Annotated in this window: 28 protein-coding genes and 1 pseudogene; 15 read left to right on the forward strand and 14 right to left on the reverse strand. The window is 67.8% G+C overall.

What is annotated here, in order from left to right; all coding sequences use genetic code 11:
* Nucleotides 1-64 precede the first annotated feature (64 nt).
* Nucleotides 65-544, reverse strand: coding sequence for a transcription elongation factor GreA (gene greA / locus ABD172_RS03860; protein WP_344307124.1), 480 nt, complete (start codon nucleotides 542-544; stop codon nucleotides 65-67).
* 181 nt (nucleotides 545-725) lie between these two features.
* Complete coding sequence (locus ABD172_RS03865; RefSeq protein WP_344307126.1) at nucleotides 726-1,151, reverse strand: DUF4307 domain-containing protein; 426 nt, start codon at nucleotides 1,149-1,151, stop codon at nucleotides 726-728.
* 44 nt (nucleotides 1,152-1,195) lie between these two features.
* Between ABD172_RS03865 and mca the strand changes: the two genes are divergently transcribed.
* Both mca and ABD172_RS03875 read left to right on the forward strand, forming a co-directional pair.
* Nucleotides 1,196-2,215, forward strand: a complete 1,020-nt coding sequence (gene mca / locus ABD172_RS03870) for a mycothiol conjugate amidase Mca (RefSeq protein WP_344307128.1) — start codon at nucleotides 1,196-1,198, stop codon at nucleotides 2,213-2,215.
* Nucleotides 2,212-2,568 (forward strand): hypothetical protein, encoded by a 357-nt coding sequence (locus tag ABD172_RS03875; RefSeq protein WP_344307130.1) that lies wholly within the window; start codon nucleotides 2,212-2,214, stop codon nucleotides 2,566-2,568. Before mca ends, ABD172_RS03875 begins: the two co-directional genes overlap by 4 nt.
* Before the next feature lie 103 nt (nucleotides 2,569-2,671).
* On the opposite strand, the gene trhA is transcribed toward ABD172_RS03875, so the two are convergent.
* On the reverse strand, nucleotides 2,672-3,481 hold the full coding sequence (gene trhA, locus ABD172_RS03880; protein ID WP_344307132.1) for a PAQR family membrane homeostasis protein TrhA: 810 nt from the start codon (nucleotides 3,479-3,481) through the stop codon (nucleotides 2,672-2,674).
* A gap of 207 nt (nucleotides 3,482-3,688) precedes the next feature.
* Here trhA and uppS point away from each other — a divergent pair, with 207 nt between their 5' ends.
* Together uppS and phoH2 are read left to right on the forward strand one after the other, a co-directional pair.
* Nucleotides 3,689-4,492, forward strand: coding sequence for a polyprenyl diphosphate synthase (gene uppS / locus ABD172_RS03885; protein WP_344307134.1), 804 nt, complete (start codon nucleotides 3,689-3,691; stop codon nucleotides 4,490-4,492).
* A gap of 195 nt (nucleotides 4,493-4,687) precedes the next feature.
* Nucleotides 4,688-5,992, forward strand: coding sequence for an RNA 5'-3' helicase PhoH2 (gene phoH2, locus ABD172_RS03890; RefSeq protein ID WP_344307136.1), 1,305 nt, complete (start codon nucleotides 4,688-4,690; stop codon nucleotides 5,990-5,992).
* Between the two features lie 138 nt (nucleotides 5,993-6,130).
* Here the strand turns inward: phoH2 and ABD172_RS03895 are convergent, their stop codons facing one another.
* The 3 genes from ABD172_RS03895 to glpX form a co-directional block, all read right to left on the reverse strand.
* Nucleotides 6,131-7,534, reverse strand: coding sequence for a class II fumarate hydratase (locus tag ABD172_RS03895; protein ID WP_344307138.1), 1,404 nt, complete (start codon nucleotides 7,532-7,534; stop codon nucleotides 6,131-6,133).
* Nucleotides 7,535-7,612: 78 nt separating this feature from the next.
* Nucleotides 7,613-8,275, reverse strand: coding sequence for a carbonic anhydrase (locus tag ABD172_RS03900; protein ID WP_344307140.1), 663 nt, complete (start codon nucleotides 8,273-8,275; stop codon nucleotides 7,613-7,615).
* A 1-nt stretch (nucleotide 8,276) separates the two neighbouring features.
* Nucleotides 8,277-9,425 carry a class II fructose-bisphosphatase gene (glpX, locus tag ABD172_RS03905; protein ID WP_344307142.1) on the reverse strand — a complete coding sequence of 383 codons (1,149 nt, stop codon included), beginning with the start codon at nucleotides 9,423-9,425 and terminating at the stop codon, nucleotides 8,277-8,279.
* A 147-nt stretch (nucleotides 9,426-9,572) separates the two neighbouring features.
* Between glpX and ABD172_RS03910 the strand changes: the two genes are divergently transcribed.
* On the forward strand, nucleotides 9,573-10,604 hold the full coding sequence (locus ABD172_RS03910; RefSeq protein WP_344307144.1) for an ATP-grasp domain-containing protein: 1,032 nt from the start codon (nucleotides 9,573-9,575) through the stop codon (nucleotides 10,602-10,604).
* Nucleotides 10,601-11,251 (forward strand): DUF4245 domain-containing protein, encoded by a 651-nt coding sequence (locus tag ABD172_RS03915; protein ID WP_344307146.1) that lies wholly within the window; start codon nucleotides 10,601-10,603, stop codon nucleotides 11,249-11,251. Before ABD172_RS03910 ends, ABD172_RS03915 begins: the two co-directional genes overlap by 4 nt.
* A 153-nt stretch (nucleotides 11,252-11,404) precedes the next feature.
* Here the strand turns inward: ABD172_RS03915 and ABD172_RS03920 are convergent, their stop codons facing one another.
* Both ABD172_RS03920 and xseA read right to left on the reverse strand, forming a co-directional pair.
* Nucleotides 11,405-11,638: an exodeoxyribonuclease VII small subunit gene (locus ABD172_RS03920; protein WP_344307148.1), complete on the reverse strand. Its 234-nt coding sequence runs from the start codon at nucleotides 11,636-11,638 to the stop codon at nucleotides 11,405-11,407.
* Entirely contained in the window at nucleotides 11,635-12,996 is a 1,362-nt protein-coding gene (xseA, locus tag ABD172_RS03925) for an exodeoxyribonuclease VII large subunit (protein ID WP_344307150.1), read from the reverse strand. Before xseA ends, ABD172_RS03920 begins: the two co-directional genes overlap by 4 nt.
* A 317-nt stretch (nucleotides 12,997-13,313) precedes the next feature.
* Between xseA and ABD172_RS03930 the strand changes: the two genes are divergently transcribed.
* Nucleotides 13,314-14,363, forward strand: coding sequence for a 4-hydroxy-3-methylbut-2-enyl diphosphate reductase (locus ABD172_RS03930; protein ID WP_344307170.1), 1,050 nt, complete (start codon nucleotides 13,314-13,316; stop codon nucleotides 14,361-14,363).
* Between the two features lie 68 nt (nucleotides 14,364-14,431).
* Here ABD172_RS03930 and ABD172_RS03935 read toward each other — a convergent pair whose 3' ends face one another.
* Both ABD172_RS03935 and ABD172_RS03940 read right to left on the reverse strand, forming a co-directional pair.
* Entirely contained in the window at nucleotides 14,432-15,565 is a 1,134-nt protein-coding gene (locus ABD172_RS03935; RefSeq protein WP_344307152.1) for a DNA recombination protein RmuC, read from the reverse strand.
* A 93-nt stretch (nucleotides 15,566-15,658) separates the two neighbouring features.
* Nucleotides 15,659-17,029: pseudogene (locus ABD172_RS03940) on the reverse strand (sugar porter family MFS transporter).
* Between the two features lie 75 nt (nucleotides 17,030-17,104).
* Here ABD172_RS03940 and ychF point away from each other — a divergent pair.
* The 5 genes from ychF to ABD172_RS03965 all read left to right on the forward strand — a co-directional run bounded on the left by ychF (nucleotide 17,105) and on the right by ABD172_RS03965 (nucleotide 21,619).
* Nucleotides 17,105-18,190, forward strand: coding sequence for a redox-regulated ATPase YchF (gene ychF, locus ABD172_RS03945; protein ID WP_344307154.1), 1,086 nt, complete (start codon nucleotides 17,105-17,107; stop codon nucleotides 18,188-18,190).
* A gap of 78 nt (nucleotides 18,191-18,268) precedes the next feature.
* A complete protein-coding gene (gene cmtR / locus ABD172_RS03950) occupies nucleotides 18,269-18,628 on the forward strand; it encodes a Cd(II)/Pb(II)-sensing metalloregulatory transcriptional regulator CmtR (RefSeq protein ID WP_094394497.1) in 360 nt (119 codons plus the stop codon).
* Entirely contained in the window at nucleotides 18,625-20,538 is a 1,914-nt protein-coding gene (locus ABD172_RS03955; protein WP_344307156.1) for a heavy metal translocating P-type ATPase, read from the forward strand. The genes cmtR and ABD172_RS03955 overlap by 4 nt, the downstream gene beginning before the upstream one ends.
* Nucleotides 20,535-20,843, forward strand: coding sequence for a hypothetical protein (locus ABD172_RS03960; RefSeq protein ID WP_012397801.1), 309 nt, complete (start codon nucleotides 20,535-20,537; stop codon nucleotides 20,841-20,843). The genes ABD172_RS03955 and ABD172_RS03960 overlap by 4 nt, the downstream gene beginning before the upstream one ends.
* A 224-nt stretch (nucleotides 20,844-21,067) precedes the next feature.
* Complete coding sequence (locus tag ABD172_RS03965) at nucleotides 21,068-21,619, forward strand: hypothetical protein (protein WP_012397802.1); 552 nt, start codon at nucleotides 21,068-21,070, stop codon at nucleotides 21,617-21,619.
* Between the two features lie 21 nt (nucleotides 21,620-21,640).
* Here the strand turns inward: ABD172_RS03965 and ABD172_RS03970 are convergent, their stop codons facing one another.
* Complete coding sequence (locus tag ABD172_RS03970) at nucleotides 21,641-22,594, reverse strand: hypothetical protein (protein WP_210047925.1); 954 nt, start codon at nucleotides 22,592-22,594, stop codon at nucleotides 21,641-21,643.
* Entirely contained in the window at nucleotides 22,584-23,147 is a 564-nt protein-coding gene (locus ABD172_RS03975) for a DUF6932 family protein (RefSeq protein WP_344307161.1), read from the reverse strand. Before ABD172_RS03975 ends, ABD172_RS03970 begins: the two co-directional genes overlap by 11 nt.
* A gap of 246 nt (nucleotides 23,148-23,393) precedes the next feature.
* Between ABD172_RS03975 and ABD172_RS03980 the strand changes: the two genes are divergently transcribed.
* From ABD172_RS03980 to ABD172_RS03990, 3 genes are read left to right on the forward strand one after another with little or no spacing between them, the layout of a single operon-like run.
* Nucleotides 23,394-23,675, forward strand: a complete 282-nt coding sequence (locus ABD172_RS03980; RefSeq protein ID WP_344307162.1) for a type II toxin-antitoxin system RelE/ParE family toxin — start codon at nucleotides 23,394-23,396, stop codon at nucleotides 23,673-23,675.
* Complete coding sequence (locus ABD172_RS03985) at nucleotides 23,662-23,964, forward strand: HigA family addiction module antitoxin (protein ID WP_044496365.1); 303 nt, start codon at nucleotides 23,662-23,664, stop codon at nucleotides 23,962-23,964. The genes ABD172_RS03980 and ABD172_RS03985 overlap by 14 nt, the downstream gene beginning before the upstream one ends.
* Nucleotides 23,961-24,743 (forward strand): alpha/beta fold hydrolase, encoded by a 783-nt coding sequence (locus ABD172_RS03990; RefSeq protein WP_344307163.1) that lies wholly within the window; start codon nucleotides 23,961-23,963, stop codon nucleotides 24,741-24,743. Before ABD172_RS03985 ends, ABD172_RS03990 begins: the two co-directional genes overlap by 4 nt.
* A gap of 160 nt (nucleotides 24,744-24,903) precedes the next feature.
* On the opposite strand, the gene ABD172_RS03995 is transcribed toward ABD172_RS03990, so the two are convergent.
* Both ABD172_RS03995 and ABD172_RS04000 read right to left on the reverse strand, forming a co-directional pair.
* Nucleotides 24,904-26,157 (reverse strand): MFS transporter, encoded by a 1,254-nt coding sequence (locus tag ABD172_RS03995; RefSeq protein ID WP_344307165.1) that lies wholly within the window; start codon nucleotides 26,155-26,157, stop codon nucleotides 24,904-24,906.
* Nucleotides 26,157-26,528, reverse strand: coding sequence for an ArsR/SmtB family transcription factor (locus tag ABD172_RS04000; protein ID WP_344307167.1), 372 nt, complete (start codon nucleotides 26,526-26,528; stop codon nucleotides 26,157-26,159). Before ABD172_RS04000 ends, ABD172_RS03995 begins: the two co-directional genes overlap by 1 nt.
* Nucleotides 26,529-26,686 lie beyond the last annotated feature (158 nt).

A 26,686-nucleotide genomic window follows, 5' to 3' on the forward strand; every position in this document is an offset into this window, starting at 1 on the left:
AGGCACCCCGGGGTGAGGAGATCTCCTCACCCCGGGGTGCCTCGGCGTATGTGGCGGTCCTGTGTCAGAAGGCCTCGACGGCCTTGACCTCGACGGAGAGAGTCTTGCCGTTCGGGGCGGTGAACTCGACGGTGGAGCCGACGGCGGCCCCGTTCACGGCGGAGCCGAGCGGGGAGGCCTCCGAGAACACGTCGATGTCCGCGTCCCCGGCGATCTCGCGGGAACCGAGGAGGAAGCGTGTCTCCCGCGGGCCCATCTGGACCGTGACGACCTTGCCGGGCCCGGCGACGGAGGTGTCGGTGTCGGCCTCGCCGACGGTCGCGTTCGCGAGCAGGTGCTCGAGCTGACGGATGCGGGCCTCGATGGTGCCCTGTTCCTCGCGGGCGGCGTGGTAACCGCCGTTCTCCTTGAGGTCGCCTTCCTCGCGCGCGGCGTCGATCTTCTGCGCGATCTCGGCACGACCCGGACCGGACAGGTACTCGAGCTCCTTGGTCAGACGCTCATGGGCTTCCGGGCTCAGCCAGGTTCCCTCATCAGTGGTCATGTCTGCTCCTTCGGGTGTGTGCGCTCTTCGACGGTGACGATGGGCCGGTGTCGGAAGGGATCCGGTGCCGACCGCCTGCGGGCAATGACAACTCCCGGGGACCCTGCGGTTCCCGGGAGAGAGATTCCGGAAGGGGAGTCCGTCCGGAGGTACTGGGGGTGGTGCGTTCGTTCGGGCGATTCTAGTCGACGAACCAGCAGGATTCCACGTGTCCGCTCGAGGCGAGCTGGGTGGTCCGCAGCTCGATGTCGATGACGGCGGGGTCGGCGGTGCTCGCCCCGGGGTCCGCGGGCACCCGAACCTCGTCGTACCCGACGACGGCCTCCTGGGCGTTCGTCGCCTGGAGCGCGCACTCGATGTCGCGGGTGGCGTCCGCCACCACCGTCGCCCGGACGTGGGTGCGGGCGGAGTCGAGGACGTCGTAGCTCACGGTCCGGGGATCGACGGGGGAACCGGACGGCCGGAACGCGAAGAAGGCGGCGCCGATGCACAGGACGCCGAGTCCCGCCACGATGCCGATCGTGCGCAGGCGTTTCCCGGCCGCGGACTGCGGCTGCGGCGGTTTCGTGCCGTAACGATCCTGCCTGCGGTGCACTGTGGTCGACATCCGACTCCGGTTTCTCGGCGGTGGGCGCGTACTACCCTAGGATAGTGGTTCCCGCGAGGAACCACCCGACACCTCACAGCGACCGCGACGAGAACGCGAAGAAGGGGAACGACGTGCCGTACACCGGCCTCCGCCTGCTGGCAGTCCACGCTCATCCGGACGACGAATCGTCGAAGGGTGCGGCGACGAGTGCCCTGTACTCCTCCCTCGGAGCGCGGGTCATGGTCGCGACCATGACCGGTGGTGAGGCCGGCGACATCCTCAACCCCGCCCTGCTCCAGAGCCCCAAGGCCTCCCGCGACATCGCGGGGTTGCGCCGGGAGGAGATGGCCGCGGCGGCCGCGACCCTCGGGGTCGAACACGCGTGGGTGGGCTTCGTCGACTCGGGTCTGCCGGAGGGCGACCCCGAGGTGGAGACCCCGTCGGGGTGCTTCTACCGCACACCGACGGACATCGCCGCACGCACCGTCGTCCACGTGCTGCGCACCTTCCGCCCCCATGTCGTCACGACCTACGACGAGATGGGCGGCTACCCCCACCCCGATCACATCAAGAACCACATCGTCACGATGCGCGCGATCGAACTCGCCGCCGACCCCACCGCCAATCCGGAGCTCGGTGAGCCCTGGCAGGTGCAGAAGGTCTACTACAACCAGGACCTCTCGATGACGAAGTGGCGCACCATCCACGAGGCCCTCCTCGCCGACGGCCTCGAGTCCCCGCTCCAGGAGATGATCGACGGCTTCGAGCAGCGCGGCTGGAAGCGCGACACGTGGCTGTCGACGCGGATCGAGTGCGCGGCACAGTTCCCGCAGCGCGACCGCGCCCTCCTCGCACACGCGACGCAGATCGACCCGAACGGCAGCTTCTTCAGCGAGTCCCGGGAGATCGCGAAGAAGTACTGGTCGACGGAGGAGTTCGAGCTCGCGATCGACCACACCGGCCGGCCCGCGTTCGACCGCACCCAGGAGTTCGTCGAGACGGACCTCTTCGCCGGGGTGACGAAGGACGACGGGACGAAGGTGCCCGACGAGGGCGTGCTCGAGAAGGAGCTGGGACTGTGAACGCACTCTCCACACATGTGGCGTTCGTCTCCGCGACGTCGAACGTCGGGGTGCCGAGCGACGGCGCGACCGAGGGCGTGACGCCGCCGGATCCCGAGCTCGTCACCCCGGGCACGCTCGGCTTCCTCGTCACCTTCTTCATCGTCGTCGTGGTCGTGTTCCTCATCCGCGACGCGTTCAAGCGGGTCCGCCGCATCCGCGCCGCGGACCACGCGGAGGACCGGTCACCGATCCCCGTGGCCCGTCCGAACCGGCCGGCGGGAAGCACCGGTGCCGCCGAGGCGCCGCGCACCCCGGGTGCCGGCGGCACCTCGGGAGAGGGCGCCTCGGGCCCGGAGGACGACGGCCGCTGAACGAGGCGCGGGGGCGCACCCCGTACCCCGAAAGCACTGACGCCCCGGCACACACGGATCGAACCGTGTGTGCCGGGGCTTCAGTGCGTGTACGAGGGCGCGCTCAGCCGACGAGAGTGACCCAGGTGGCCGCGACGAGGAGCGCGGCGAGGTGGCAGCCGTAGCCGAGCACCGTGAAGACGTGGAAGATCTCGTGGAACCCGAAGGTCCGCGGGGCCGGGTTCGGGCGCTTGATGCCGTAGACGACGGCGCCGGTGATGTACATCGCGCCGCCGAGGACGACGAGGATGCCGACCGCGGGATTCGCCTGCCAGATCTGGGGGACGTACCCGATCCCGGCGACGCCGATGCCGACGTACACGGGGACGAAGAGCCAGCGCGGGGCGGTCGTCCACAGGAGACGGAACACGACTCCGAGGACGGCTCCCACCCACATGATCGTGAGGAGGATCGCGCAATCGCGCGGCGGGAGCATGAGCACCGCGAGCGGCGTGTACGTGCCCGCGATGATGAGGAAGATGTTCGCGTGGTCGATGCGTCGCAGGAGCAGTTTGATGCGCGCGCGCCAGGAACCGCGGTGATACACCGCCGACATCCCGAACAGCGTCATGCCGGTGAGCGTGAAGACGGCCGCGGCCAGGCGTGAGGCGATCGTGGGGGAGACGATGACGAGCGCGAGGCCACCGATCACCGCGAGCGGGAACGCTCCGGCGTGGATCCAGCCGCGCCACGAGGGTTTGATCTGGCCGGCGAGTTTCGCGAGTTCCGCGCGGAGCGCGCGTTCGCGGCGCGAGGGTCGGGTGGGCGACTGCTCCGCAGGATCCTGTGCTCCGGAGTACGGCGCGGAGCCGGACTCGGTCGGCGCTTCGGGGCCGGAGGATCGGCGTGGGGCGGGGGGTGCTGGGGTCGACATGACTCAAGAGTAGGAGCCGGAAATGTGTTTATCCTGTAAACAGTTTCGGAAGGGTGTCCGAGCGGCCCATTCAGGGAACTCCCCGGAGCGCACGGGTAGATTGAGGCGTCGGCGGACGCGCTCCGCCGACCGGCCCGTCGGCGGACGCGCTCCGCCGACCGGCCCGCCGGTAGACCCGGACCCGCCCTCGACCACAGGAGAACCCGGATGCCCGTTTCGCCCACGGCATGGCTGTACCGCCTCTACGACAAGCGGATCGCCCTGGGGCTGCGACCGGGTGGACGGATCCCGCGTCACGTCGGCGTCATCACCGACGGCAACCGGCGCTGGGCCAAGGAGTTCGGGACGACGACTGCCGACGGACACCGGGCGGGTGCGGACCGGATCGTCGAGTTCCTCGGGTGGTGCCAGGAGATCGGCGTCGAGATCGTCACGCTGTACGTGCTCTCGAAGGAGAACCTCGACCGGGCGGCCGAGGAGGTCACCGTTCTCACCGCGATCATCTCCGACATGGTCGATCAGATCGCTCGGAAGGAATCCGTGCGCATCACCCTCGCCGGTGACCTCTCCGTCATCCCCGAGCCGCTGCGCGGGCGTCTGCAGGCCGCCGAGGTGCTCTCCCGGGAGCGCAGTGCCGCGGCCGCGGGCCGTGCTGACGGGACGGGCAGCCTCGCGGTGAACGTCGCCGTCGGGTACAGCGGCCGGCAGGAGATCGTCGATGCCGTGAAGTCGGCGCTGCGCGATCGGGCGGGCCGGGGGGAGTCCCTCGAGGAGATCATCGAGTCCTTCGACGAGGAGGCGATCTCCGAGCACCTGTACACGAAGGGTCAGCCGGACCCGGATCTCATCATCCGTACCTCGGGCGAACAGCGTCTCTCCGGGTTCCTCGTGTGGCAGAGCGCCTATGCGGAGTTCTACTTCTGCGAGGTGTACTGGCCGGGATTCCGGCGCACCGATTTCCTCCGCGCCGTGCGTTCGTACGCCCAGCGACAACGCCGCTACGGGAAGTGACCGGCACGCCGCGGCCGGCGCCCAACGTGCGGTACCGGCGACACCGACCGCACCCCGATCGTTTACCTTCAGGACGTATCGCGCACGGAGCATCCGGCGTAGGTTGAGAGCAGCCGGTCGCCGACCGGCCCGGGGTGCTCACCTCGTCACGGAAGGTTCGATGTGGTACCCCGGTTCTTGGAAACAGGGGAGCCCATGGCCGCGAACACCGTCCACACCTACGTGCTCGACACCTCGGTGCTGTTGTCCGATCCCAAGGCAATGCTCCGGTTCGCCGAACACGACGTGGTGATCCCTCTCGTGGTGGTCACCGAACTCGAGGGGAAGCGCCACCACCCCGAACTCGGGTTCACCGCCCGCCGGGCACTCGGACTGCTCGACGACTTCCGTGCGGAACACTCCCGCCTCGACCTGCCGTTCGAGGTCACCGGTGCCGGTGGCACCCTCCGCGTGGAACTCAATCACGTCGATTCCTCGACGATGCCGGTCGCCTTCGACCGCACGTCGAACGACACCCGGATCCTCGCCGTCGCCCGCAACCTCAAGGCCGAGGGTGAGGACGTCGTCGTCGTGACGAAGGACGTGCCGATGCGCATCAAGGCCTCGGCGCTCGGACTCAAGGCGGAGGAGTACCTCAACGAACTCGCGGTGGACACCGGGTTCACCGGGATCTCCGAGATCGCGGTCTCCGAGCAGGAGATGGCGGAGCTCTACGACGGCGGCACGGTGGAGACCCCGCTCGTCGCCGACGAGGTGATCAACACCGGCCTCGTCCTCTCCTCACCGCGCGGATCCGGGCTCGGACGTGTCATCGAGGGGAACCGCATCAAGGCGATCCGGGGCGACCGCGACCTCTTCGGCATGCACGGTCGGTCCGCGGAGCAGCGGATCGCGATCGATATGCTCTCGGACCCGGACATCGGGATCGTGTCGCTCGGCGGACGCGCGGGCACCGGCAAGTCCGCACTCGCCCTCATGGCGGGCCTGCAGTCGGTGCTCGAGAACCGGACGCACCAGCGGATCATGGTGTTCCGCCCGCTCTACGCCGTCGGCGGGCAGAACCTCGGCTACCTGCCGGGGACCGAGGGCGACAAGATGAACCCGTGGGCGGAGGCCGTCTTCGACACGCTCGGCGCCCTCGTCTCGAAGAACGTCATCGACGAGGTCGTCGACCGGGGCATGCTCGAGGTCCTTCCCCTCACCCACATCCGCGGGCGATCGCTCCACGACGCCTTCGTCATCGTCGACGAGGCCCAGTCGCTCGAACGCACCGTGCTCCTCACCGTGCTCTCCCGGATGGGTCAGAACTCGCGGGTCGTCCTCACCCACGACGTCGCCCAGCGCGACAACCTGCGGGTGGGTCGGCACGACGGCATCGCCTCGGTCATCGAGAAGCTCAAGGGCCACCAGCTGTTCGCGCACCTCACACTCACCCGGTCCGAACGCTCCGCGATCGCCGCACTCGTCACCGAGGTCCTCGAGGACCTCGATCTCAGCTGAGAGACAGCGGCTCGTCGAGGGCCCGGCGCTGACGCACCCGAGGCGCCCCACCGGATCGACCGGTGGGGNNGCCGGCGACCTCGGAAGGTCGCCGGCGCCTCGCGCGCGGAACGCCGGGTGAGCGGAGTGCTCAGTGCGTCACTTGTACTCGCCGATCATGGTGGTGACGTCGAGGGCCTTGTCGAGGTCGGCCTCCGTGATGGAACCGTTCTCGACGAAGCCGAGCGCGATCGTCGCCTCCTTGACGGTCATCTTGTTCTTCACCGAGTACTTGGCGATCTTCGCCGCGGCCTCGTAGCCGATGACCTTGTTGAGCGGGGTGACGATCGAGGGCGAGGCCTCCGCGAGGAAGCGGGCGCGCTCGGTGTTCGCCTCGATGCCCTTCACCATCTTGTCCGCCATGACGCGGGAGATGTTCGCCATGAGGCGGATCGACTCGAGGAGGTTCGCGGCCATCACCGGGATGCCGACGTTGAGCTCGAACTGACCGTTGGTCGAGGCGAGGGCGATCGTCGTGTCGTTGCCGATGATCTGGTGCATGGCCTGGATCGAGGCCTCGCAGATGACCGGGTTGACCTTGCCGGGCATGATCGAGGAACCGGGCTGGAGGTCCGGGATCGCGATCTCGCCGAGGCCGGTGTTCGGGCCGGAGCCCATCCACCGGAGGTCGTTGTTGATCTTCACGTAGTCGTACGCGATGGTGCGCAGCTGGCCGGAGGCCTCGACGAGTCCGGTGCGGTTCGCCTGTGCCTCGAAGTGGTTGCGGGCCTCGGTGATCGGCAGGCCGGTCTGCTCGGCGAGGAGCTCGACGACGCGGGCGGAGAAACCGGTCGGGGTGTTGATGCCGGTGCCGACCGCGGTGCCGCCCTGGGGGACCTCGGCGACGCGGGGGAGGGAGGCGTTCACGCGCTCGATCGCGTAGCGGATCGAGGCGGCGTAGCCACCGAACTCCTGGCCGAGGGTGACCGGGGTGGCGTCCATGAGGTGGGTGCGGCCCGACTTCACGACGTCGACGAACTCGGCGGCCTTCTCCTCGAAGGCGGTCGCGAGGTACTCGAAGGCCGGGACGAGCTCGTTCACGAGGGCGTTCGTCACCGCGACGTGGACGGAGGTCGGGAACACGTCGTTCGAGGACTGCGAGGCGTTGACGTGGTCGTTCGGGTGGACGTCGATGCCCTTGGACTCGAGCGCCTTCGAGGCGAGGGAGGCGAGGACCTCGTTCGTGTTCATGTTCGAGGAGGTACCGGAACCGGTCTGGAAGACGTCGATCGGGAAGTGTGCGTCGTACTTCCCGGCGATGACCTCGTCGGCGGCGGCCTGGATCGCGAGGGAACGGTCCTCGTCGAGGACGCCGAGTTCGAGGTTCGCGCGGGCGGCAGCCTTCTTCACCTGGGCCAGAGCCGCGATGTGTTCGCGCTCGAGGGTCTTCCCGGAGATCGGGAAGTTCTCGACGGCGCGCTGCGTCTGGGCACGGTAGAGGGCGTCGACCGGGACCTTCACCTCGCCCATGGTGTCGTGTTCGATGCGGTATTCCTGCGTCATGGTTCTGTCAGCTCCTTCGAGGCTGTGCGGAGAGGTGAGAGCCGGTGGGTACCGGCCGGATGTGCGGGGGCGGACGTGTCAGAGGGCCGTCGTCGTGCCGGAGGCGGTGATCCGGGCGACCTCCTGGACCCGTCCGTCGGACAGGTCGTAGGTGAGTCCCACGATCTCGAGGCGGCCCTCGTCGATCGCCCGGCGGAGGATCTGGGACCGCTGGGCGAGGGAGAGCACCGTGTCCACGGTGTTCCGGGTGACGGCTCCCTCGACCGAGGTGTCGCCGGCCCGGCGGGCCCGGACGATCGAGGGGTAGAGACCGGAGACGATGTCGCCGATGAACCCCTCGGGGGTCTCGCCGGACTCGACGGCGTCGATGGTCGCGCGGACGGCCCCGCAGCTGTCGTGACCGAGCACGACGAGCAGCGGGGTGCCGAGGGCCTCGACGCCGTACTCGAGGCTGCCCATCGACACGTTGCCGGTCACCTGACCGGCGGTACGGACGATGAACATCTCCCCGAGGCCGACGTCGAAGATCATCTCCGCCGCGACCCGGGAGTCGGAGCACCCGAGGAGGGACGCGAACGGCGCCTGGCCACCGGCGAGTGCCGCACGGCGCGCGGCATCCTGGTTGGGATGCTCGAGGTTGCCCTCGACGAATCGCGCATTGCCCTCGAGGAGACGCTCATAAGCGGATGCGGGATCGGCGTACTGGGGTGCGGAGACCCCTGCCTGCGAACCGGTGGTCATGTCAGACGAGTCCCCTTCGGGCCGCCTCCTCGGCGGCGTCGACGTACGAGTGGGTCTTCTCGAGATTGTGCTCGGCGTACACGTTGCGGACGGTGCCCGAACGCGAACGCATGACGAGGGAGTGGGTGTGGACCCGGCTGCCCTCGTAACGCACGCCCTCGAGGAGATCGCCGTCGGTGATGCCGGTCGCGACGAAGTAGGTGTTGTCGCTCTGCACGAGATCGTCGATACCGAGAACCGCGTCGACGTCGAGGCCGGCCTCCTTCGCAGCGGCACGCTCCTCGTCCGACTGCGGCCACAGGCGGCCCTGGATCATGCCGCCGAGGGCCTTGACCGCGCACGCGGTGATGATGCCCTCGGGGGTGCCACCGATGCCGAGGAGCATGTCGATGCCGGTTCCCGGACGGCACGCGGCGATCGCGCCGGCGACATCGCCGTCGCTGATGAGGCGGATGCGGGCACCGGCGGCGCGGATCTCCTCGATGATCTTCGTGTGGCGCGGGCGGTCGAGGACGACGGCCGTGACGTTCGAGATGTCGGTCTTCTTCGCCTTGGCGACACGGCGGATGTTCTCCGCGATCGGCAGACGGAGGTCGACGGAGTCGGCGGCCTCGGGGCCGACGACGAGCTTCTCCATGTAGAACACGGCGGAGGGGTCGAACATCTTGCCGCCCTCGGCGACGGCCATGACGGCGATCGCACCGGGCATGCCCTGCGCGGTGAGGGTGGTGCCGTCGATCGGGTCGACCGCGACGTCGACCTTCGGGCCCTGTCCGTCGCCGACGTTTTCCCCGTTGAAGAGCATGGGCGCCTCGTCCTTCTCGCCCTCGCCGATGACGACGGTGCCGTCCATACGGACGGTGGAGATGACGTTGCGCATGGCGGCGACGGCAGCGCCGTCGGCCTTGAGCTTCTCACCGCGACCGACCCACGGGGCGGCGGCGATGGCGGCGGCCTCGGAGACACGCACGAGTTCGAGAGCGAGGTTGCGGTCGGGCTCGCCCTCCGCGGTGCGCAGCTTCTGCGTCCACTCGTCGGTGACGGCGACGGGAGCGCTGGTGGCACGCCCTCCGCCGTGGTGTGCCTTCACTTCGTGCTGGGGCGTCTGGGTCACTTCGGGGGTCTCCTCCGACGGCTGCGTCTCACTCATGGCCTCATTCTGTCACGAGTCCTGTTCGGGTCCGCGGGAGCCCGCGGTGTGGTGGGGGTCACGCGGTGTCACGCGCCGGGCCCGCGCACGGGCGGGTCGACTAGAATCGTGGCGCCCGAAGACGCAGAACGACCGGAAAGAGCTCCCGTGACATCCACGCACTCCACCTCGGCCCCGTCCTTCGGCGGTCGGGCCGTCCCCGCCGTGTACGTGCTCCACGAGAACGAGGAGTGGATGCCGCCCTTCCGGGCCGCGTTCGAGGCCGCCGGAGTGCCGCTCGTCGAGTGGGAGGTGACCGGCGGGTCGCTCGATCTCACGCAGGAACCGCCGCAGGGGATCTTCTGGTCACGGATGTCCGCGTCGTCCCACACCCGGGACCACGGTCATGCGAAGGAATACACGCGAGCGGTCCTCGACTGGCTCGAGGCATGGGGTCGCACCGTGATCAACGGTCATCGCGTGCTCGAGATCGAGGTGTCGAAGGTGGCGCAGTACGTGAAGCTCGCCGCCGCCGGTTTCGACGTCCCCCGCACGGTCGCGGTGTTCGGCACGGCCGACCTCAAGGAGCGGGCGCGCGAGTTCTCCGCGCCGTTCATCGTCAAGCACAACCAGGGCGGCAAGGGCCTGGGTGTCACGCGTTTCGACAGCCACCACGACTTCCACATGTTCCTCGACAACGGGTTCCTCGAGGCGCCCGTCGACGGGGTGACGCTCGTCCAGGAGTACCTCGAGACCGCCGAACCCCACATCAGCCGCGCGGAGTTCGTCGGCGGACAGCACGTCTACACCGTGAACGTCGACACGACCGGTGGGAGCTTCCAGCTGTGCCCTGCGGACGGCTGTGCCCTCCCGGAGCCGGGTGCTCCCGTCGTCTCCCGGTTCACGGTGCGCCCCGACGGTGCCGACATGACGATCGTCGAGCGGTACCGTGCCTTCCTCGCGGAGCAGGGCATCGGGATCGCCGGGATCGAGTTCCTCGAGACCACCGATGGGCGCCTCGTCACCTACGACATCAACACGAACACGAACTACAACCCGGACGCCGAGGCGACCGTCGACATCGGAGGGCCGCTCGCCATCGCCCGGTTCACCGGCCGGTTGCTCCACGAGGCGTATCCGGAGACCGCGGGTGCCGACATCCCCGTCGCTCCGACCGGTCGGGAGGACGCACACGCATGAGCAGGGCACGTACCGGTGGCTCCACCGGCAGGGCGCGGACGAACTCCTCCGGGTTCGAGATCCGGGAGATCCCCCTCGGGGACGCCGCCGCTCCGCGGATGAGCGAGCACATGGAACAGAAGATGCGCGCGAACTGGGTGAACATGGCGATCGCGCTCGGGGCGTGCATGGTCGTGGTCCTGCTCGCGCTCGCCTTCGTACCGCGTCCCGAGAACGAGTTCGACCGCGTCGTCGACTACGCGGCGACGGCCGATGCCGTGCAGGACGGCGCCGACTTCACACTCGCGGTCCCGACCCTTCCGGAGGGATGGGTCTCGAACGAGGCGTCCTACGACCTGTATGGCACCCCGGAACTCACCACCTGGTACGTGTCCTTCGTCGGTCCCGAGCAGCAGTGGGTGTCCCTGCGCCAGGTCGCGGGCACCTCGGAGGGCGGGACGAACGCGAACTGGGTGAAGAACCAGCTCGGTGACGACGCGCTCCAGGTCCGGACCGAGGGCGTCGCCGGGACGCAGTTCCTCGTGTACGAGAGCCGCTCGGGTGATCAAGCGTACGTCGGGGACGTCGATGGGTCGACGGTCGTGCTGTTCGGTACGGCCCAGTGGGACAGCTTCACCGCGATCGCCCAGGAGGTCGTCGCGGGCTGACCCCGGTCGAGGTGTCGCGGACGGTTCGACGACTCGCCGGGACGACGGAAGGCTCCGGGGAGGGACGGCATGCGCTGTTCCTCCCCGGAGCGTTCTGCATGTGGTGGCTCGGGTCCTGTGTCCTCCGGTCCTGCGTCGACCGGCCCGGTGCCGTCAGTCCTGGGACTCGCGGCGGGCCTTCGCCTCGTCGAGTTTCGTGCGGGCGCCGTCGAGCCATGCCTGGCAGTGGTCGGCGAGGGCCTCGCCGCGTTCCCACAGGCGCAGGGAGTCCTCGAGCGGCAGATTGCCGGCCTCGAGAGTACGCACGGTGTTCACGAGTTCCTCGCGGGCACGTTCGTAGCTGAGGCCGGGGATGTCCGAGTTGTCGGTGTTCGCGGGCACGGTCATGCGGGTTCTCCTGGTTCTGCTTCAGCGGTGGAGTCGGTGGATGCAGCGGTGCCGGTGCCGGTGCTTGTGGCGGGTGCTTCGGTGCGGGTGACCTCCGCGTCGAAGCGGCCCTCGGCGACCCGCACGTGGACGGACTGTCCGGTCGCGAGTTCGGCGGCGCTGTGGACCGCGGATCCGGCTTCGGTCTGGACGACGGCGTAGCCCCGGGCCAGCGTGGCGAGCGGGGAGAGCGCGCGGACCTGGGCACGGAGGTGGTCGACGTCGGCCCGGGCGCGGGAGACCGCGGTCGACCCGGCCTGCCACGAGCGTTCCCGGAGGACCCCGAGGTCCTGTTCACGCACCGTGATCATCGATTCCGGGTGTGCGAGGACGGGACGGCTGCGGACGGCCGCGAGTGCCTCGGTCTCCCGGTGGAGCATGCGGTCCATCGCGCCGTCGAGTTGCGCACGGGCCTGGAGGACGCCCATGCGTTCCTCCGCGATGTCCGGGACGATCCGTTTCGCGGCGTCCGTGGGTGTCGAGGCACGCAGGTCCGCGACCTCGTCGAGGAGCGGGCGGTCGGCTTCGTGGCCGATCGCGGAGACGACCGGGGTCCGGGCGGCCCACACGTCCCGGACGAGCGCCTCGTTCGAGAAGGGGAGGAGGTCCTCGAGGCTGCCGCCGCCGCGGGCGATGACGATGACGTCGACCTCCGGGTGGGCGTCGAGTTCCGTGAGGGCCCTGCGGACCTGCGGGACGGCGTCGACTCCCTGGACCGCGACATTGCGGATCTCGAAACGGACGTTCGGCCACCGGAGCGTCGCATTCCGCACGACGTCCTTCTCCGCGTCCGAGTTGCGCCCGGTGATGAGACCGATGCACACGGGGAGGAAGGGGAGCGGCTTCTTGTGCTCGCGGGCGAAGAGCCCTTCGGCGTCGAGCATGCGGCGCAGGCGTTCGAGGCGGGCGAGGAGGTCACCGAGGCCGACGGGGCGGATGTCGTTCGCGCGCATCGAGAGACGGCCGGCCTTCACCCAGAAGTCGGCCTTGACGTTGACGACGACGCGCGACCCCTCGGAGACGGGGTTCTCGAGGCGGTCGAGGACGTTCGACCACACCTGCACGGGCAGGGACATCTCCTCGTCGACATCGCGGAGCGTGAGGTACGCGACCTTCGCACGCCGGTTGAACTCGATGATCTGGCCCTCGATCCACACCGCGGACATCCGGTCGATGTACTTCTTGATGTTGTGGCTGAGCAGGCTCAGTGGCCAGGGGTTCTCCGGGGACGTCTGTGCCGCGGTCGCGGCGAGGGCGGGACGAGCGGCGTCCGAGGGCGTGCCGAGGGTGCCGGGTGTTCCCGAGATGCGTTGTGCCACGTATGCCTCCGCTGCTGTGCTCGCTGCTGCTGTGCTCACTCGTGTGTGGTGCTCGCTCGTGTCGTGCCTGCGAGTCTAGTGGTGGGGACGGACACACACCGGGGGTGTGTTCCGGAGTCGTGCCGGGAGGCGAGCCGGAGCACGTGCGGAGTCGCAGTGCGAGCCGGGAATCCCTCGGGAATCGGTCGGAGGTCACGCGCCGGCGTTGGCCGCACATGGAGACCCGTCCCTACACTGGAGGCGTGACTTCTCCTGTGATCGCTCCCGCGTCCCCGTCCGGCACGACCGGAACCTCCGTCACCCTGCCCGTTCCCGCGATGCCGCGGGTGCGCAAGGATCCCTCCGAGATCCGCTCTCCCGAGGGTGTGGAGAAGAAGGTGCTGCTCGCAGCACCGCGCGGCTACTGCGCGGGCGTGGACCGTGCGGTCATCACGGTCGAGAAGGCACTCGAGCACTACGGTTCCCCGGTGTACGTGCGCAAGGAGATCGTGCACAACCGTCACGTGGTGGACACGCTCAGTGCGCAGGGTGCGATCTTCGTGGACGAGACCGACGAGGTGCCCGAGGGCGAACGTGTCGTGTTCTCCGCCCACGGGGTGTCCCCGGCGGTGCACTCGGAGGCCGCGGAGCGGAACCTCGCGACGATCGATGCGACGTGCCCGCTCGTGACGAAGGTGCACAAGGAAGCCGTCCGCTTCGCGCGTGACGGGTACACGATCATCCTCGTCGGTCACGCCGGTCACGAGGAGGTCGAGGGCACGATGGGAGAGGCGCCCGAGGCGATCGTCCTCGTGCAGAACCCGGAGGAAGCGCGCACGGTCGAGATCCCGGAGACGGGCAAGCTCGTGTGGATCTCGCAGACCACCCTGAGCGTCGACGAGACGATGCAGACGGTCGACATTCTCAAGGAACGGTTCCCGGCGCTCACGAGCCCGCCGTCCGACGACATCTGCTATGCCACCCAGAACCGCCAGGTCGCGGTGAAGAAGCTCGCGCCGGGTGCGGACCTCGTGCTCGTCGTGGGTTCGGCGAACTCCTCGAACTCGGTGCGCCTCGTCGAGGTCGCGCTCGAGCACGGGGCGAAGGCTGCGCACCGGGTCGACTTCGCCCGCGAGGTCGACGAGGAATGGTTCCACGACGTGGCGACCGTCGGCGTGACGAGCGGTGCGAGTGTGCCGGAGTCCCTCGTGCAGGACCTTCTGAAACTCCTTGCCGACTACGGTTTCACCACGGTCGAGGAAGTGAAGACCGCGGAGGAGGACCTCATGTTCTCGCTGCCGCGCGAACTCCGCTCCGACCTCAAGAAGGCGGGCCTCAAGACCTCGAACAAGAAGGACGGCGCGGACCGCGACCACGAGCTGCGCTGATTCGATCCCGCCGGACGTCCACCCGGCGAACACACCGAAGGCACCCACCTCCGCGGTGGGTGCCTTCGTCATGCCGAGAGCTCGGGGGAGTGCGGCGTCCGCGGAGCGGAGTCGACCGCGCCGATCTCCGGGATCTCGTCACCGGCGATCCCGGACTCCCGGAGTTTGCGGGCGGTGACGAGGAAGCGGTTCTCGAAGGACCCGATGAAAGTGTTGTACTCCTTCACCGTCCGGTCGAGACCCGCGCCCATCCGGGTGAGCGCACTCGCGAGCGAACCGGTGCGGTCGTGCAGTTCCGTGCCGAGGCGCAGGACCTCCTTCGCCGAGGAACTCATGTCGTACTGCCGCCAGTTGAGGGCGACGGTCTTGAGGAGGACGAGCAGCGTCGAGGGTGAGGCGAGCACGACCTTCTTCCCGAGGGCCTGGTCGACGAGGTGCGGGTAGGCACTCGCCGCGGTCGAGAGGATGCCGTCCGTCGGGACGAAGCACACGACGAACTCCGGTGCCGGGTCGAAGGACTTCCAGTACTCCTTTTGCGCAAGAGCATCGACGTGCCGCAGCAGAGCCCGTGCATGGTCGAGGTCGCTCGTGTCCCCGGCGGTTCCCGACCCATCGGGGTCTGCACCGGTGGCCTGGCGCAGCTGCGCGGAGAGCGGCGTCTTCGCATCCACGACGATCGTGCCGCCGCCGGGGAGGTGGACGACCATGTCCGGGCGCACGCGCCTGCCGTCCCGGACGGCACTCACCTGGGTGTCGAAGTCGACGTGGGGGAGGAGGCCGGCGTACTCGACGACCCGTCGCAATTGGACCTCACCCCAGTCGCCGCGCGCCGCCGTCGAGTGGAGGGCACCGGCGAGCTTGCCGGACGACTCCCGCAGTTCGTGGGACTGTCGGGCGAGCTGGGTGATCTGGGCGTCGAGGTGGGTGAGTTGTTCGAGGCGATGACGGTCCTGGAGGTCGAGGCTCTCCTGGAGGCGTCGGACCCCGGCGGCGAGCGGGCCGACGGCAGCGGTCACCTCACCGGCGAGCTGGGCGTCGGCCTCGAGAGCCGCCGTGCGTTCGCCGAGCATGCGTTCGGCCGTGCGGGCCTCCGCGAGTTCCACGGACAGTGCAGCACGGGTGCGCGCGGTGCCGAGGAAGAACCCCACGGCGAGGCCGATGAGAAGGACGGCGAGCACGAGGAAGAGCGTGAGAAGGTCCATGTGCCCATGGTGGCAGGAGGCACGGACACAGAAGTGCCGGCGGCGCCGGGAGGCGCCCCGCTGCCGGGTGGCCGGGGCGCCTCGGCGGTGGTGTTACTCCATGTCCTCGAGTTCCCGGCCCTTCGTCTCCCGGACGAAACGGGCGACGAAGAAGAACGAGGCGAGGGCGCAGACGGAGTAGAAGCCGTAGGCGAACCACAGGCCCACATCCGCCATCGCGGGGAAGGTCGTCGAGATCGCGAAGTTCGCGAGCCACTGGGCGGCCGCGGCGACGCCGAGCGCGATCGCGCGGATGCGGTTGTTGAAGATCTCGCCGAGAAGCACCCAGACTCCCGGACCCCAGGATGCGCCGAAGAAGACGACGAAGGCGTTCGCCGCGATGAGGGCGGTGATGTCGTAGCCGGGGAGGAGGGCGACGGTCTCGGTGACGGAGCGGTCGACGCCGGCGGTGAAGCACACGGTCATGAGGCCGAGGGAGAGGAACATGCCGGCGGAGCCGACGAGGAGGACCAGGCGGCGGCCGATCCGGTCGATGAGGAGGATCGCGACGATCGTCACGACGATGTTCGTCACCGAGGTGATGACGGTGATGGTGAATGAGTCGTTCTCACTGAAGCCCACCGACTGCCACAGCGTGTTCGAGTAGTAGAAGATCACGTTGATACCGACGAACTGCTGGAACACCGAGAGGACGATGCCGACCCACACGATCGGCAGGACGTTCTTCGAACCCGGGCGGAGGATGTCGCGGAAGCTCTGCCGGCGTTCGGTGTCGAGGGTGCGGCAGATCTCCTCGATGCGGGTGTCTATCCCGTCGACGAGGATGCGGGAGAGGACGGTGCGGGCCTCGTCGGTGCGGCCCTTCTGGACGAGGAAGCGGGGCGATTCCGGGACCGTGAGGGCGAGAGCGCCGTACGCGATGGCGGGGACGATCTCGGCGATGAACATCCAGCGCCACGCGTCGATGCCGAACCAGTACGGGGCGTTCGCACTGCCGGCATCGAGCGCCATCATGTAGTCGACGAGCAGCGACACGAAGATGCCGCAGACGATCGCGAGCTGTTGCATGGACCCGAGGCGCCCACGGACCGAGGCGGGGGAGATCTCCGCGATGTACGCCGGTGCGATGACGGAGGCGGCACCGACACCGAGGCCACCGATGACGCGCCACAGGACGAGGTCCCAGGGGCCGACCGCGAGGCCGGCGAAGTACGCACCGATCATGCAGCCGAGGAGTGCGGAGGAGACCGCGAACCCCTTCATGAAGGTGCCGAGACCGAAGTCCGCGGCTCAGGCGTCGACCGCTCCGTTGATGACCGAGGTGTCGTAGCCGAAGAGGAAGCCACCGAGCGCGGCGACGAAGGTGAGCTGCACGACGGTGCCGACGTGGAAGCGCTCGCCCTCACCCGCGGGTCCGATGACGGTGCCGGGGCGGAGGCGGGGCGTGGGCGCAGGTCCTGACATGGGATTTCATCCATTCGTGGCGTCCCTGACACGTACGTTGGGGCGAGCCTACCCCCGCCGGTAGACTTGTCGACCGTGGCTCTTACTATCGGAATCGTCGGACTGCCCAACGTCGGCAAGTCCACCATGTTCAATGCCCTCACGAAGAACCAGGTTCTCGCCGCGAACTACCCGTTCGCGACGATCGAGCCGAACGTCGGCGTCGTCGAGCTCCCGGACGCGCGGCTGAACCGCCTCGCGGAGATCTTCGGTTCGGAGCGGATCCTCCCGGCGACGGTGAGCTTCGTCGACATCGCGGGTATTGTCCGTGGCGCCTCGGAGGGGGAGGGGCTGGGCAACCAGTTCCTCGCGAACATCCGGGAGGCGGACGCGATCTGCCAGGTGATCCGCGGCTTCACGGACGCGGACGTCGTGCACGTCGACGGCAAGGTGAGCCCGGCCGACGACATCGACACGATCAACACCGAGCTCATCCTTGCGGACCTCCAGACGCTCGAGAAGGCGACGCCGCGCATCGAGAAGGAGGTCAAGCGGAAGACGACCGAGCCCGAGGTGCTCGCTGCGATGCAGAAGGCGCAGGAGATCCTCGAGGGCGGCGACACGCTCTACACCGCGATGCAGAAGGACGGTTTCGACGCCGAGCCGCTGCGCGAACTCCAGCTCATGACGACGAAGCCGTTCCTCTACGTGTTCAACGTCGACGACGACGTGCTCGCGGACGAGGACGCGAAGGCGAAGATGCGTGAGCTCGTCGCCCCGGTCGACGCGATCTTCCTCGATGCGAAGTTCGAGTCCGAGCTCGCGGAGCTCGAGCCGGAGGAAGCTGCGGAGATGCTCGGGATGAGCAGCCAGGACGAGTCCGGTCTGGACCAGCTCGCCCGCATCGGTTTCGAGACGCTCGGCCTGCAGACTTACCTCACGGCAGGTCCGAAGGAGACCCGCGCCTGGACGATCCACAAGGGCGACACCGCCCCCGAGGCGGCCGGCGTCATCCACACGGACTTCCAGAAGGGCTTCATCAAGGCGGAGATCGTGTCCTTCGAGGACCTCGACACCGCCGGTTCCATGGCCGAGGCGCGGGCCGCCGGCAAGGTGCGCATGGAGGGCAAGGACTACGTCATGCAGGACGGGGACGTGGTGGAATTTCGTTTCGCCGTATAACCTCTGGCGTCGATTGAGTGGTCTGACCTGCCGATGCGATGACCAAAATAGGTCAGCAGTCACTGTATAGTTCAGTGCATGCTGACCATTACTTCACGCCTCGACGTCATGCACCGGCTCGGCCGAGCCATGGCGGACCCGACGCGATCCCGGATCCTGATGACCCTGCTCGACGGCCCGAGCTATCCGGCGGTGCTGTCGCGCGAGCTGGAGCTGACCCGGTCGAACGTGTCGAACCACCTGACCTGTCTGCGCGACTGTGGCATCGTGGCCGCCGAGCCCGAGGGACGGCAGACGCGCTACGAGATCGCCGACCCGCACCTTGCTGCGGCGCTCACGGCGCTCGTGGATGTGACGCTGGCCGTCGACGAGCACGCGCCATGCGTTGATGACCAGTGCCCGGTGCCGGGCTGCTGCGGGACGGGGGCAGGCGCATGAGCGCGGCGTGCGGCTGCGACGAGCCCGAGACTACGGTCGGCGAAGCAGTTGAGGAGGTGCAGGAGCGACCCTGGTGGCGGGACCGCGGGATCATGGTCCCGGTCCTCTCCGGCGTCGCTTTCCTGACCGGTCTCGTCCTGGAGTGGTCCGGGCTCGAGATTCTGGCGCTGGTGCTGTTCTGGCTCGGTCTGCTGCTGGGAGCGTCGACGTTCACCCCGGGCGCGATCCGCAAACTGTTCAAGCGCAAGCTCGGCATCAGCCTGCTGATGACGATCAGCGCCATTGGCGCGGTGATCCTCGGCTACGTCGAGGAGGCCGCGGCCCTGGCGTTCCTGTACTCGATCGCTGAGGCGCTGGAGGACAAGGCGATGGACCGCGCCCGCGGCGGGCTCCGGACGCTGCTCAAGCTCGTCCCTGAGACAGCGACCATCCGCCGCGACGGCGCGTCGGTCGAGGTCGCCGCGAAAGACCTCCAGGTGGGCCAGCTGATGCTGGTGCGGCCGGGCGAACGGATCGCGACCGACGGCGTCGTGGTCACGGGTCGTTCGAGTTTGGATACGTCTGCGATCACTGGAGAGTCGATCCCGGTCGAGGTCGAGCTGGGAGATGCAGTCTCGGCCGGTGCAATCAACTCCGCCGGCGCGCTGGAAGTCGAGACGACCGCGGCGGGCACCGACAACTCGCTGACCACGATCGTGGAGCTCGTTGAGCAGGCGCAGGCCGAGAAGGGAGACCGCGCCCGCCTCGCCGACCGCATCGCCCGACCCCTCGTCCCTGGTGTGCTCGTCCTCGCCGTCCTGGTGGCGCTGATCGGTTCGCTGTTCGGCGACCCCGAGCTGTGGGTCACTCGCGCCCTGGTCGTCCTCGTGGCGGCGTCGCCGTGCGCGCTGGCGATCTCCGTGCCGCTGACCGTGGTCGCCGCGATCGGCTCGGCGAGCAAGTTCGGCGTGATCATCAAGTCCGGTGCCGCGTTCGAGCGCTTCGGCGTGATCCGCCACGTCGCCGTCGACAAGACCGGCACCCTCACCCGAAACGAGCCCGTCGTCAACGCCGTTCTCACCGCCGACGGGACCACCGAGGCGCAGGCGCTGGCGTGGGCGGCCGCGCTGGAGCAACACAGCACCCACCCGCTCGCGGCCGCGATCACCGCCGCCGCGCCGGGGGCCTCAGTAGCCGAGGACGTGACCGAGCAGGCCGGGCACGGCATCGAGGGCAAGCTCGACGGCGCGCGGATCACGGTCGGCAGCCCCCGCTGGCTGGACGCCGGGACGCTCGGCGACCGGGTCGCAGGGCTGGAGGAGCAGGGCATGACGGTCGTCATCGTGCACCGCGACGGCGAGCCGGTCGCTGCGATCGGCGTCCGCGACGAGTTGCGCCTGGAGGTCCCGGAGGTCGTCCGCACGCTCGCCGCGCAGTGCATCGGGGTCACGATGCTCACCGGCGACAACGCCCGCACCGCCCGCGCTCTCGCGGCGCAGGCCGGGATCGAGGACGTGCGCGCCGAGCTGCGCCCCGAGGACAAGGCCGCTGCGATCGCTGAGCTCGGCCAGCATGGTTCGGTGGCGATGATCGGCGACGGCATCAACGACGCCCCCGCCCTCGCCGCCGCGGACATCGGGATCGCGATGGGCGCGACCGGGTCGGATGCTGCGATCGAGTCGGCCGATGTCGCGTTCACCGGGCACGACCTGCGGCTGCTGCCGCGCGCGTTCGACCATGCCCGGCGCGGACGGCACATCATCAACCAGAACATCATCCTGTCGCTGCTGATCATCATCGCCCTGCTCCCGCTCGCCCTCTTCGGCGTCCTGGGACTCGCTGCCGTGGTGCTCGTGCACGAGATCGCGGAGGTCATCGTGATCCTCAATGGCTTGCGCGCGGCCCGGACCCGGAAGGAGCAGATCGTATGAAGGTCGAACTGCTGCACATCGTCGACTGCCCGAACACGGCCATCGCCGAAGCAAACGCGCGCGCCGCGCTGGATGCCGCCGAGCTCGCGGAAGTGCCCATCGAGCTGGTAACGATCCACACCGAGACCGAAGCGGCGAACACCCGATTCGGAGGCTCGCCCACGATCCTCGTCGACGGCGTCGACCTGTTTCCGACGCAACCGGTTCGCTCGCTCGCGTGCCGGGTCTACGCGACTGAGCGCGGGTACGCCGGTGCACCGACTCCGTCTCAGATCGAGGAGGCGTTGCACGAGACCTATCGTTGACGTCGAACGCAAGCTGTCGGTCCCGGACGCGGGGCCGAGCGCTTCACTGCACACCTCAAGAGGGTGGTATGTACCGGAAATCGGTGGAGTGGAGATTCGCGCTGTAGGGATTGGTCGCCGCGCGGAGCATCGTAGTGAGCGCGGGTTAGTCGGCTGACGCGCCTCGGGCAAGCAATAGCCGGAAGTGCTTCAGGAACTGTTTCTTGTAGTGGCAGGATCGAGCCATGGATGTCCTCGCGCTGGTGATCTCGGCCCTGTCGCTGCTGATCGCCGGCGTCGGCACTTACCAAGCGAACAAGCGCGCGAACGAGGCACTCGCCGAGTCGCGCAAGGCGGCCGAGGACGCACGCTGGTTCGCGGTGCAGGAAGCCGTGCAGCGCCTAATCGGGTTCGATCCGACGGCCGAGCCGGTGGGGGAGCGGCTCGCCAACCTGCGCATCACGTCGATCGCGCTCGTCGACCAGCTCGACGGCTGGGATGGTATCGACTCGTGGCTGGAGGCCGAGCGCACGCTGGGCGCGACCATCGGCCGCCAGGTGATGGAGGCCGCCAAGCCCGGCGACACCGTTGAGCGGCGGGTGGCGAACCTCGACCCGCTGATGAGTTGGGCGCACGCGCTGAGCAGCAACCTGCGCCATTTACGATCAGTCGGCCACGACGCGGCTGCACTTGCCAAGCTCCAGGTCAACGCGGAAGAGTTGGTTAGGGAAATTCATGCGCGTCACGGCTGGGATTTGCCGCCGCGGACCAACCTCCGGATCCAGCCGTTGGACTAGATGTGGTGTAACGACTCGGCCTTACGGGTTGCTCAGCACTGTGAACGACGTCGCCGTGTACTTGGGCTTAACTTCGTCGGCAGGGCCGGTTTCTTCCGTGACTGACACATCGACTGAAACTGACATGCCGGTGCGCAGCGTTGCAGTGTTCGCCGCAGGGATCTTCTTCGCGTCGATCTTGACGATCTCGCCGTCCTCGATCTCCAGCTGCCAAGCGCTGATCTCGCTGACAGTCCGCAAGATGCCGCGGATGGTGGTCGGCTCGAGCTCGAGTTCCCGAGAAGCGATGAGCTCTCCAATGTGAGCGAGTTCAGCCGTGGAGAGGCGCGTGCGCAGGCGCGCCTGGCGAGGCTGGGACCAAGTGAGATCAGGCTCGAACCCTGATTTCACCAGACCTGTCGAGAAGTCGCGCAACGTCGTGGCGACGCGCGGTCCGTACTCGCGGATGCGCGCCAAGAAGTCACTGGTGTCGGCATCTGGGCCGAGACGACGTCCGTCCTCGAGCAGTCCCAGTGCTCGCTTCATGGCGGTGTCGATCAACTGGGGCTCTGCATTGTCGTCTCCGAACAGCCCGACTTGGCCATCGGGTGAGATCTCGTCCGCTGGCGAAGTCGTCGGCACGATCTGCAGGATGAGGCTTCCCGGCAGTGGTGAACCGTTGAGGTTCAGTCGGGTCTTCGAGACGACGTCGGCGGGCGGTTGCCCACGCAACGACTTGTGCCCCTTCACCGCGAGGCCTGTCGCAAGCACCAGGCGCTGAAAATTGCGAAGCGTGTCAGCAATCCCGTCGATCGCTCCCGAGTGGATCGTGATTCCTGGCCCAGTCAGGCGCAGAGACCCTGAAGAAGCGTCGCGCCGCAGCAAGCCGTGCTCAGCGCGCAGAGTCTCGATGCTCATGCGCGCAAGATCATCTGCGTCCTGCCACTCAGCTTCGCCTTGGACGTTGGCCTTGAACTGCTCCCAGTCAAACGCCATGGAAACCGTCCAGAGTCACTTCGAAGTAGCCGCGCTGCGGTAGGGCATCCGGCCGTTGCGGAGGATCTTCCTTCGCGCCGTTGCGCTTGCGCATCCAGAAGTCATCCCAGTAGCCACGATTCAACGCATATGACTGGTGCTCGACTGAGTGGGCGCGGTCCGCCTCGGGGAACACGTGCCATAGGCAGTATCGAGTATCAACGCGCAGGCCCGTCGCTGGCCGGACCTGGTTCATCCCGAACATCTGCAGGATGTACCGATCCTTGGGGTCGGTCACCTGGTCAACGAGCACGTCTTCGCACCAGTAGACGAGGTCGATGTCGTCAGGATCGATCTTGTCGGTAAGGAAGCTGCCACCCACCCATACGCACACCACGGGGACGACAGAGCGGATGCCGTCGGTAGCGGACTCGAAGTGCTGCCAGATCTCGGCGCGGGTCGCCGACTTCGCGAACCGGGGATCGTCAACGTAGTGGGATTTGATCTCTTCCAACGACGCGCCGAATCGGCCCAGCGGAAGCAGGCCCGTCTGCTCGTCAAGTGCAGGCAGCACCAAGTCACCTCCCTGTGGGTCGCAGTCACCTGTCATTATGTCCTATCAGGGGCTGCCGACAGAGGCGGACGCGAGATCGGGTCGCGTGCCCCCGCTGCCCCACCTTCTGCGTCTCCGGAAGGGGCGAGGTGGGGGCCGAGGCGATGCCAGCCAGACACGCAACCTCAGGTTGGTATGTGCCGGAATGCGGTCGAGTTCCGGTTTAACGTATAGCGTTAATGACGGACTCCGTTATACACTGATTTCGTGATCAGATCGTTCGGCAACAAGGACACCGAACGGCTGTGGCGTCGTGAGCGCGTGCGCTCGATCGATCCGAGGATCCATCGGGTCGCGCTGCGCAAGCTACGTCAGGTGGGGTCTGCAGAGTCTCTCGAGGACCTCCGCGTCCCGCCTGGCAATCGGCTCGAGGCGCTCAAGGGCGATCGGGTCGGGCAGCACAGCATCAGGATCAACGACCAGTGGCGGATCTGCTTCGTGTGGATCGACGCTGGACCAGAGGAGGTGCAGATCGTTGACTACCACTGACAGGATCGAGCCGATTCACCCGGGTGAGGTCCTCATGGAGGACTTCATCGAGGGCTTCGGCATCACACAGAACAAGCTCGCCGTGTCGATCGGCGTCCCGCCCCGGCGGATCAACGAGATCGTGCACGGCAAGCGGGGGATCACCGCAGACACGGCGCTGCGGCTCGCGAGGTACTTCGGCACGTCGGCCGAGTTCTGGATCAACCTGCAGAGCCACTATGAGCTCGACCGCGCCGAGGACGCAGCAGGTGAGCAGATCGCGGCGATCGCGCCGCTACAGGTCGCGTGACCAGCTGCGTCGTGCAACGCCCCGGAGGCGTCTGCATCGCGGTCACCGACCTCGGCGGCGACGGCCCTGTCGTCGTGCTGCTGCACGGGCTTGCCGGGAGCTCGCGGGAGTTGCTGCGCACGGCGCGAGCGTTGCAGGACCATCGGGTCCTGCTCGTGGACCAGCGAGGGCACGGTGCGAGCACGCGGCTTCCCGATGATCTATCCCGCGACGCCTTCGTCGGCGACGTCGTGGCGGCGATCGAGGAGCTCGCCCCAGGGAGTCGAGCGACGCTCGTCGGGCAGTCGATGGGAGCCCACACTGCTTTTCTCGCAGCAGCAGCGCGCCCAGACCTGGTCGAGGGGCTCGTGATGCTCGAAGGTCATGTGTCGGGGAGTGACGATCCGCGCGAGGCTGCTGGTCTCGGCGCGTACTTCGCGTCCTGGCCGGTTCCGTTCCGGGACGAGGCCGCTGCCCGCGAGTTCCTCGGTGATGACGCGATCGTTGATGCCTGGGTAGCGGATCTCCAGTCGACGGATGATGGGCTCGTCCTGGGTTTCGACGCCGCGGTCATGCAACGCACGATCGAGGCTGTGCATGAACCGCGCTGGGACGAGTGGGAAGCTCTGCAGGTTCCGACGCTCGCGATTTTCGCCAAGCACGGGATGTTCAGCGATGCCGACAAGGACGGGCTGATCCGGCGCAGGCCCGAGACGGTCAGAGTCGATCTCTCTGGCGGCAGCCATGATGCGCACCTCGACGCCTTCGACGAGTGGATCGACGTGCTTCGCCGCTGGTGATCTCGCGATCAGGCCAGCGACTCGCGGACCAGTGTCCGCTGAGGTTGTTAGCTGCGACGACGTGGTGGAATTCCGCTTCTCGAACTAAACCGCTGCGGTCGCCACTCGATTGAACGATCTCGATCCGGCGTTCATTAGCGGCCGCCTGAAATGCTTCCGCTCAGCGGCCGAGCTGACTCGTCACCGTGGGCATGTCTGTGTCTGCCCGCAGGAGTCGGGAGCGGGCAAACGCCACGGCGATAGCCCCGACGACCGCCGCCAGGATCAGAAGCGCGATAGCCGCGCCGGTCAGATTCGCGGCACCCAGCCACCCCGCGATTGGGTAGGTGACCAGGAAGCAAGCGTGGGAGAGGGCGAACTGGGCCGTGTAGACGAGATTCCGGTTCGCCGTCGTCGACGCGTCGGCCAGTAGCCTCGACGATGGCGTGTTGACGAGCGAGGTGCCGATGCCCAGCAGCACCCAGGTGCCCAGCAGCACGTACCATCCCGCCCCAGTGCTCGTCGCGACTGCGGTAACTGTGACGGCGACGGCCAGCCCGGCGGTGATGACGACCGCGCCGGTGATCATGGTGCGGATCACGCCGAGCTTGTCAACCAGCCAGGGGATGTTCAGCGCGACGACGAGCGAGCCTATGCCGTAGCAGGCCAACGCGAGAGCGAGGGACTGATCGCCGAGCCCGAACACGCCGCGGGCGTAGACGACGGAGTTCACCAGAACGATCGCGGTGCCGGCCGCGACGACGATGTTCGTGAGCATTAGGAACCGCAACGTCGGCGTCCGGGCGAACACCTTCGCACCTAACGGGAGTCGCTGCCAGAACGGCAGCACGGGCCCGTCATCAGTGCGGGCAGGCAGCCGGGAGGGCAGCACCAGAATGGCCGAGCAGGCGAAGCCGACCGCGGTGCCGACGAACAGGTTGTTGTAGCTGATCAGAGTCAGCAGAGCCGCGGCGATCGTCGGGCTCAGTAGCGCCTCGAGGTCATAGGCGAGACGTGACAGCGACAGCGCCCGAGTGTAGTCCTCCGGCTCCGGGAGGACCGAGGGGATCAGGGACTGGAATGCGGGGGTGAACGTCGCCGACGCGGACTGCAGCACGAACACGAGCACGTAGATCTGCCAGGCCTCGGTGACGAACGGCAGCATCACCGCAATCGCCAGGCGGATCAGATCCGCGGTGACCAGGACCGCCTTCTTCGGCAGTCGGTCGACGACCGCGGCGATCAGCGGGGCGACGCCGACATATGCGACCATCTTGATGGTAAGCGCCGTACCGAGCACCGACCCAGCCGCGTCGCCGGCGATGTCGAAAGCGAGCAGTCCCAGGGCGACGGTGAGCAGGCCGGTGCCGAGCAGGGCGATCACCTGGGCGGAGAACAGTTTCGCGTAGGTAGGGTTGCGGAAGACGCGCAGCATTAGTGGACATCCTCGGGGGTCCGGTGATCGCCGCGGTGGTGGGCCGGGTTGTTGCTCATCGTGTGCTGAGCCTGGAAGATCGCGTCCGCGACCAACTGACGGGCATGCTCGTTCGCCAGTCGGTAGAACACCTTCGTGCCCTCCTGCCGGGTCGAAACGATCCGCGCCAGGCGCAGCTTCGCCAGATGCTGGGAGACGGCCGGGGCGGACTTATCGACGATCTCTGCGAGATGGTTCACCGACAGCTCCTGATCGCGCAGGGCGAGGATGATCCGGATCCGGGTCGCATCCGAGAGCATCGAGAACACCTCGACCGCGAGCTCGACATACTCGCTCTCCGTCGACAGGGAACCGTCCATATCTGCATGCATACGCAGATTATTGCACAACTGATGGCCGAGAGTGCTGATGAGCTGACGCGTCTCCGGCTCCGGACTTCGCCCTGCAGTGAGTACTAGGGCGTGTCTGACAAAGTGTGTGGGACGTTCGGTGCATCCTGAATATCGTGTCCGCACCAAAGTCCAGGTTC

The organism is Brevibacterium samyangense (assembly GCF_039529845.1).
GTDB classification, from domain to species: Bacteria; Actinomycetota; Actinomycetes; order Actinomycetales; family Brevibacteriaceae; genus Brevibacterium; species Brevibacterium samyangense.

Bases quoted from the DNA above. Each gene is read 5' to 3' on its own strand.
- ABD172_RS03935 (WP_344307152.1), bottom strand. From the start codon at position 15,565: ATGGACCTTCTCACGCTCTTCCTCGTGCTCGCCGTCCTTCTCATCGGC.
- ABD172_RS03920 (WP_344307148.1), bottom strand. From the start codon at position 11,638: ATGACCGTGCCCGCGAACACCGACAACTCGGACATCCCCGGCCTCAGC.
- ABD172_RS04000 (WP_344307167.1), bottom strand. From the start codon at position 26,528: ATGCATGCAGATATGGACGGTTCCCTGTCGACGGAGAGCGAGTATGTC.
- glpX (WP_344307142.1), bottom strand. From the start codon at position 9,425: ATGAGTGAGACGCAGCCGTCGGAGGAGACCCCCGAAGTGACCCAGACG.
- ABD172_RS03955 (WP_344307156.1), top strand. From the start codon at position 18,625: ATGAGCGCGGCGTGCGGCTGCGACGAGCCCGAGACTACGGTCGGCGAA.
- ABD172_RS03965 (WP_012397802.1), top strand. From the start codon at position 21,068: ATGGATGTCCTCGCGCTGGTGATCTCGGCCCTGTCGCTGCTGATCGCC.
- uppS (WP_344307134.1), top strand. From the start codon at position 3,689: ATGCCCGTTTCGCCCACGGCATGGCTGTACCGCCTCTACGACAAGCGG.
- ABD172_RS03970 (WP_210047925.1), bottom strand. From the start codon at position 22,594: ATGGCGTTTGACTGGGAGCAGTTCAAGGCCAACGTCCAAGGCGAAGCT.
- trhA (WP_344307132.1), bottom strand. From the start codon at position 3,481: ATGTCGACCCCAGCACCCCCCGCCCCACGCCGATCCTCCGGCCCCGAA.
- ABD172_RS03930 (WP_344307170.1), top strand. From the start codon at position 13,314: ATGCCGCGGGTGCGCAAGGATCCCTCCGAGATCCGCTCTCCCGAGGGT.
- ABD172_RS03895 (WP_344307138.1), bottom strand. From the start codon at position 7,534: ATGACGCAGGAATACCGCATCGAACACGACACCATGGGCGAGGTGAAG.
- ABD172_RS03915 (WP_344307146.1), top strand. From the start codon at position 10,601: ATGAGCAGGGCACGTACCGGTGGCTCCACCGGCAGGGCGCGGACGAAC.
- phoH2 (WP_344307136.1), top strand. From the start codon at position 4,688: ATGGCCGCGAACACCGTCCACACCTACGTGCTCGACACCTCGGTGCTG.
- ABD172_RS03995 (WP_344307165.1), bottom strand. From the start codon at position 26,157: ATGCTGCGCGTCTTCCGCAACCCTACCTACGCGAAACTGTTCTCCGCC.
- ABD172_RS03900 (WP_344307140.1), bottom strand. From the start codon at position 8,275: ATGACCACCGGTTCGCAGGCAGGGGTCTCCGCACCCCAGTACGCCGAT.
- greA (WP_344307124.1), bottom strand. From the start codon at position 544: ATGACCACTGATGAGGGAACCTGGCTGAGCCCGGAAGCCCATGAGCGT.
- ABD172_RS03865 (WP_344307126.1), bottom strand. From the start codon at position 1,151: ATGTCGACCACAGTGCACCGCAGGCAGGATCGTTACGGCACGAAACCG.
- ABD172_RS03960 (WP_012397801.1), top strand. From the start codon at position 20,535: ATGAAGGTCGAACTGCTGCACATCGTCGACTGCCCGAACACGGCCATC.
- cmtR (WP_094394497.1), top strand. From the start codon at position 18,269: ATGCTGACCATTACTTCACGCCTCGACGTCATGCACCGGCTCGGCCGA.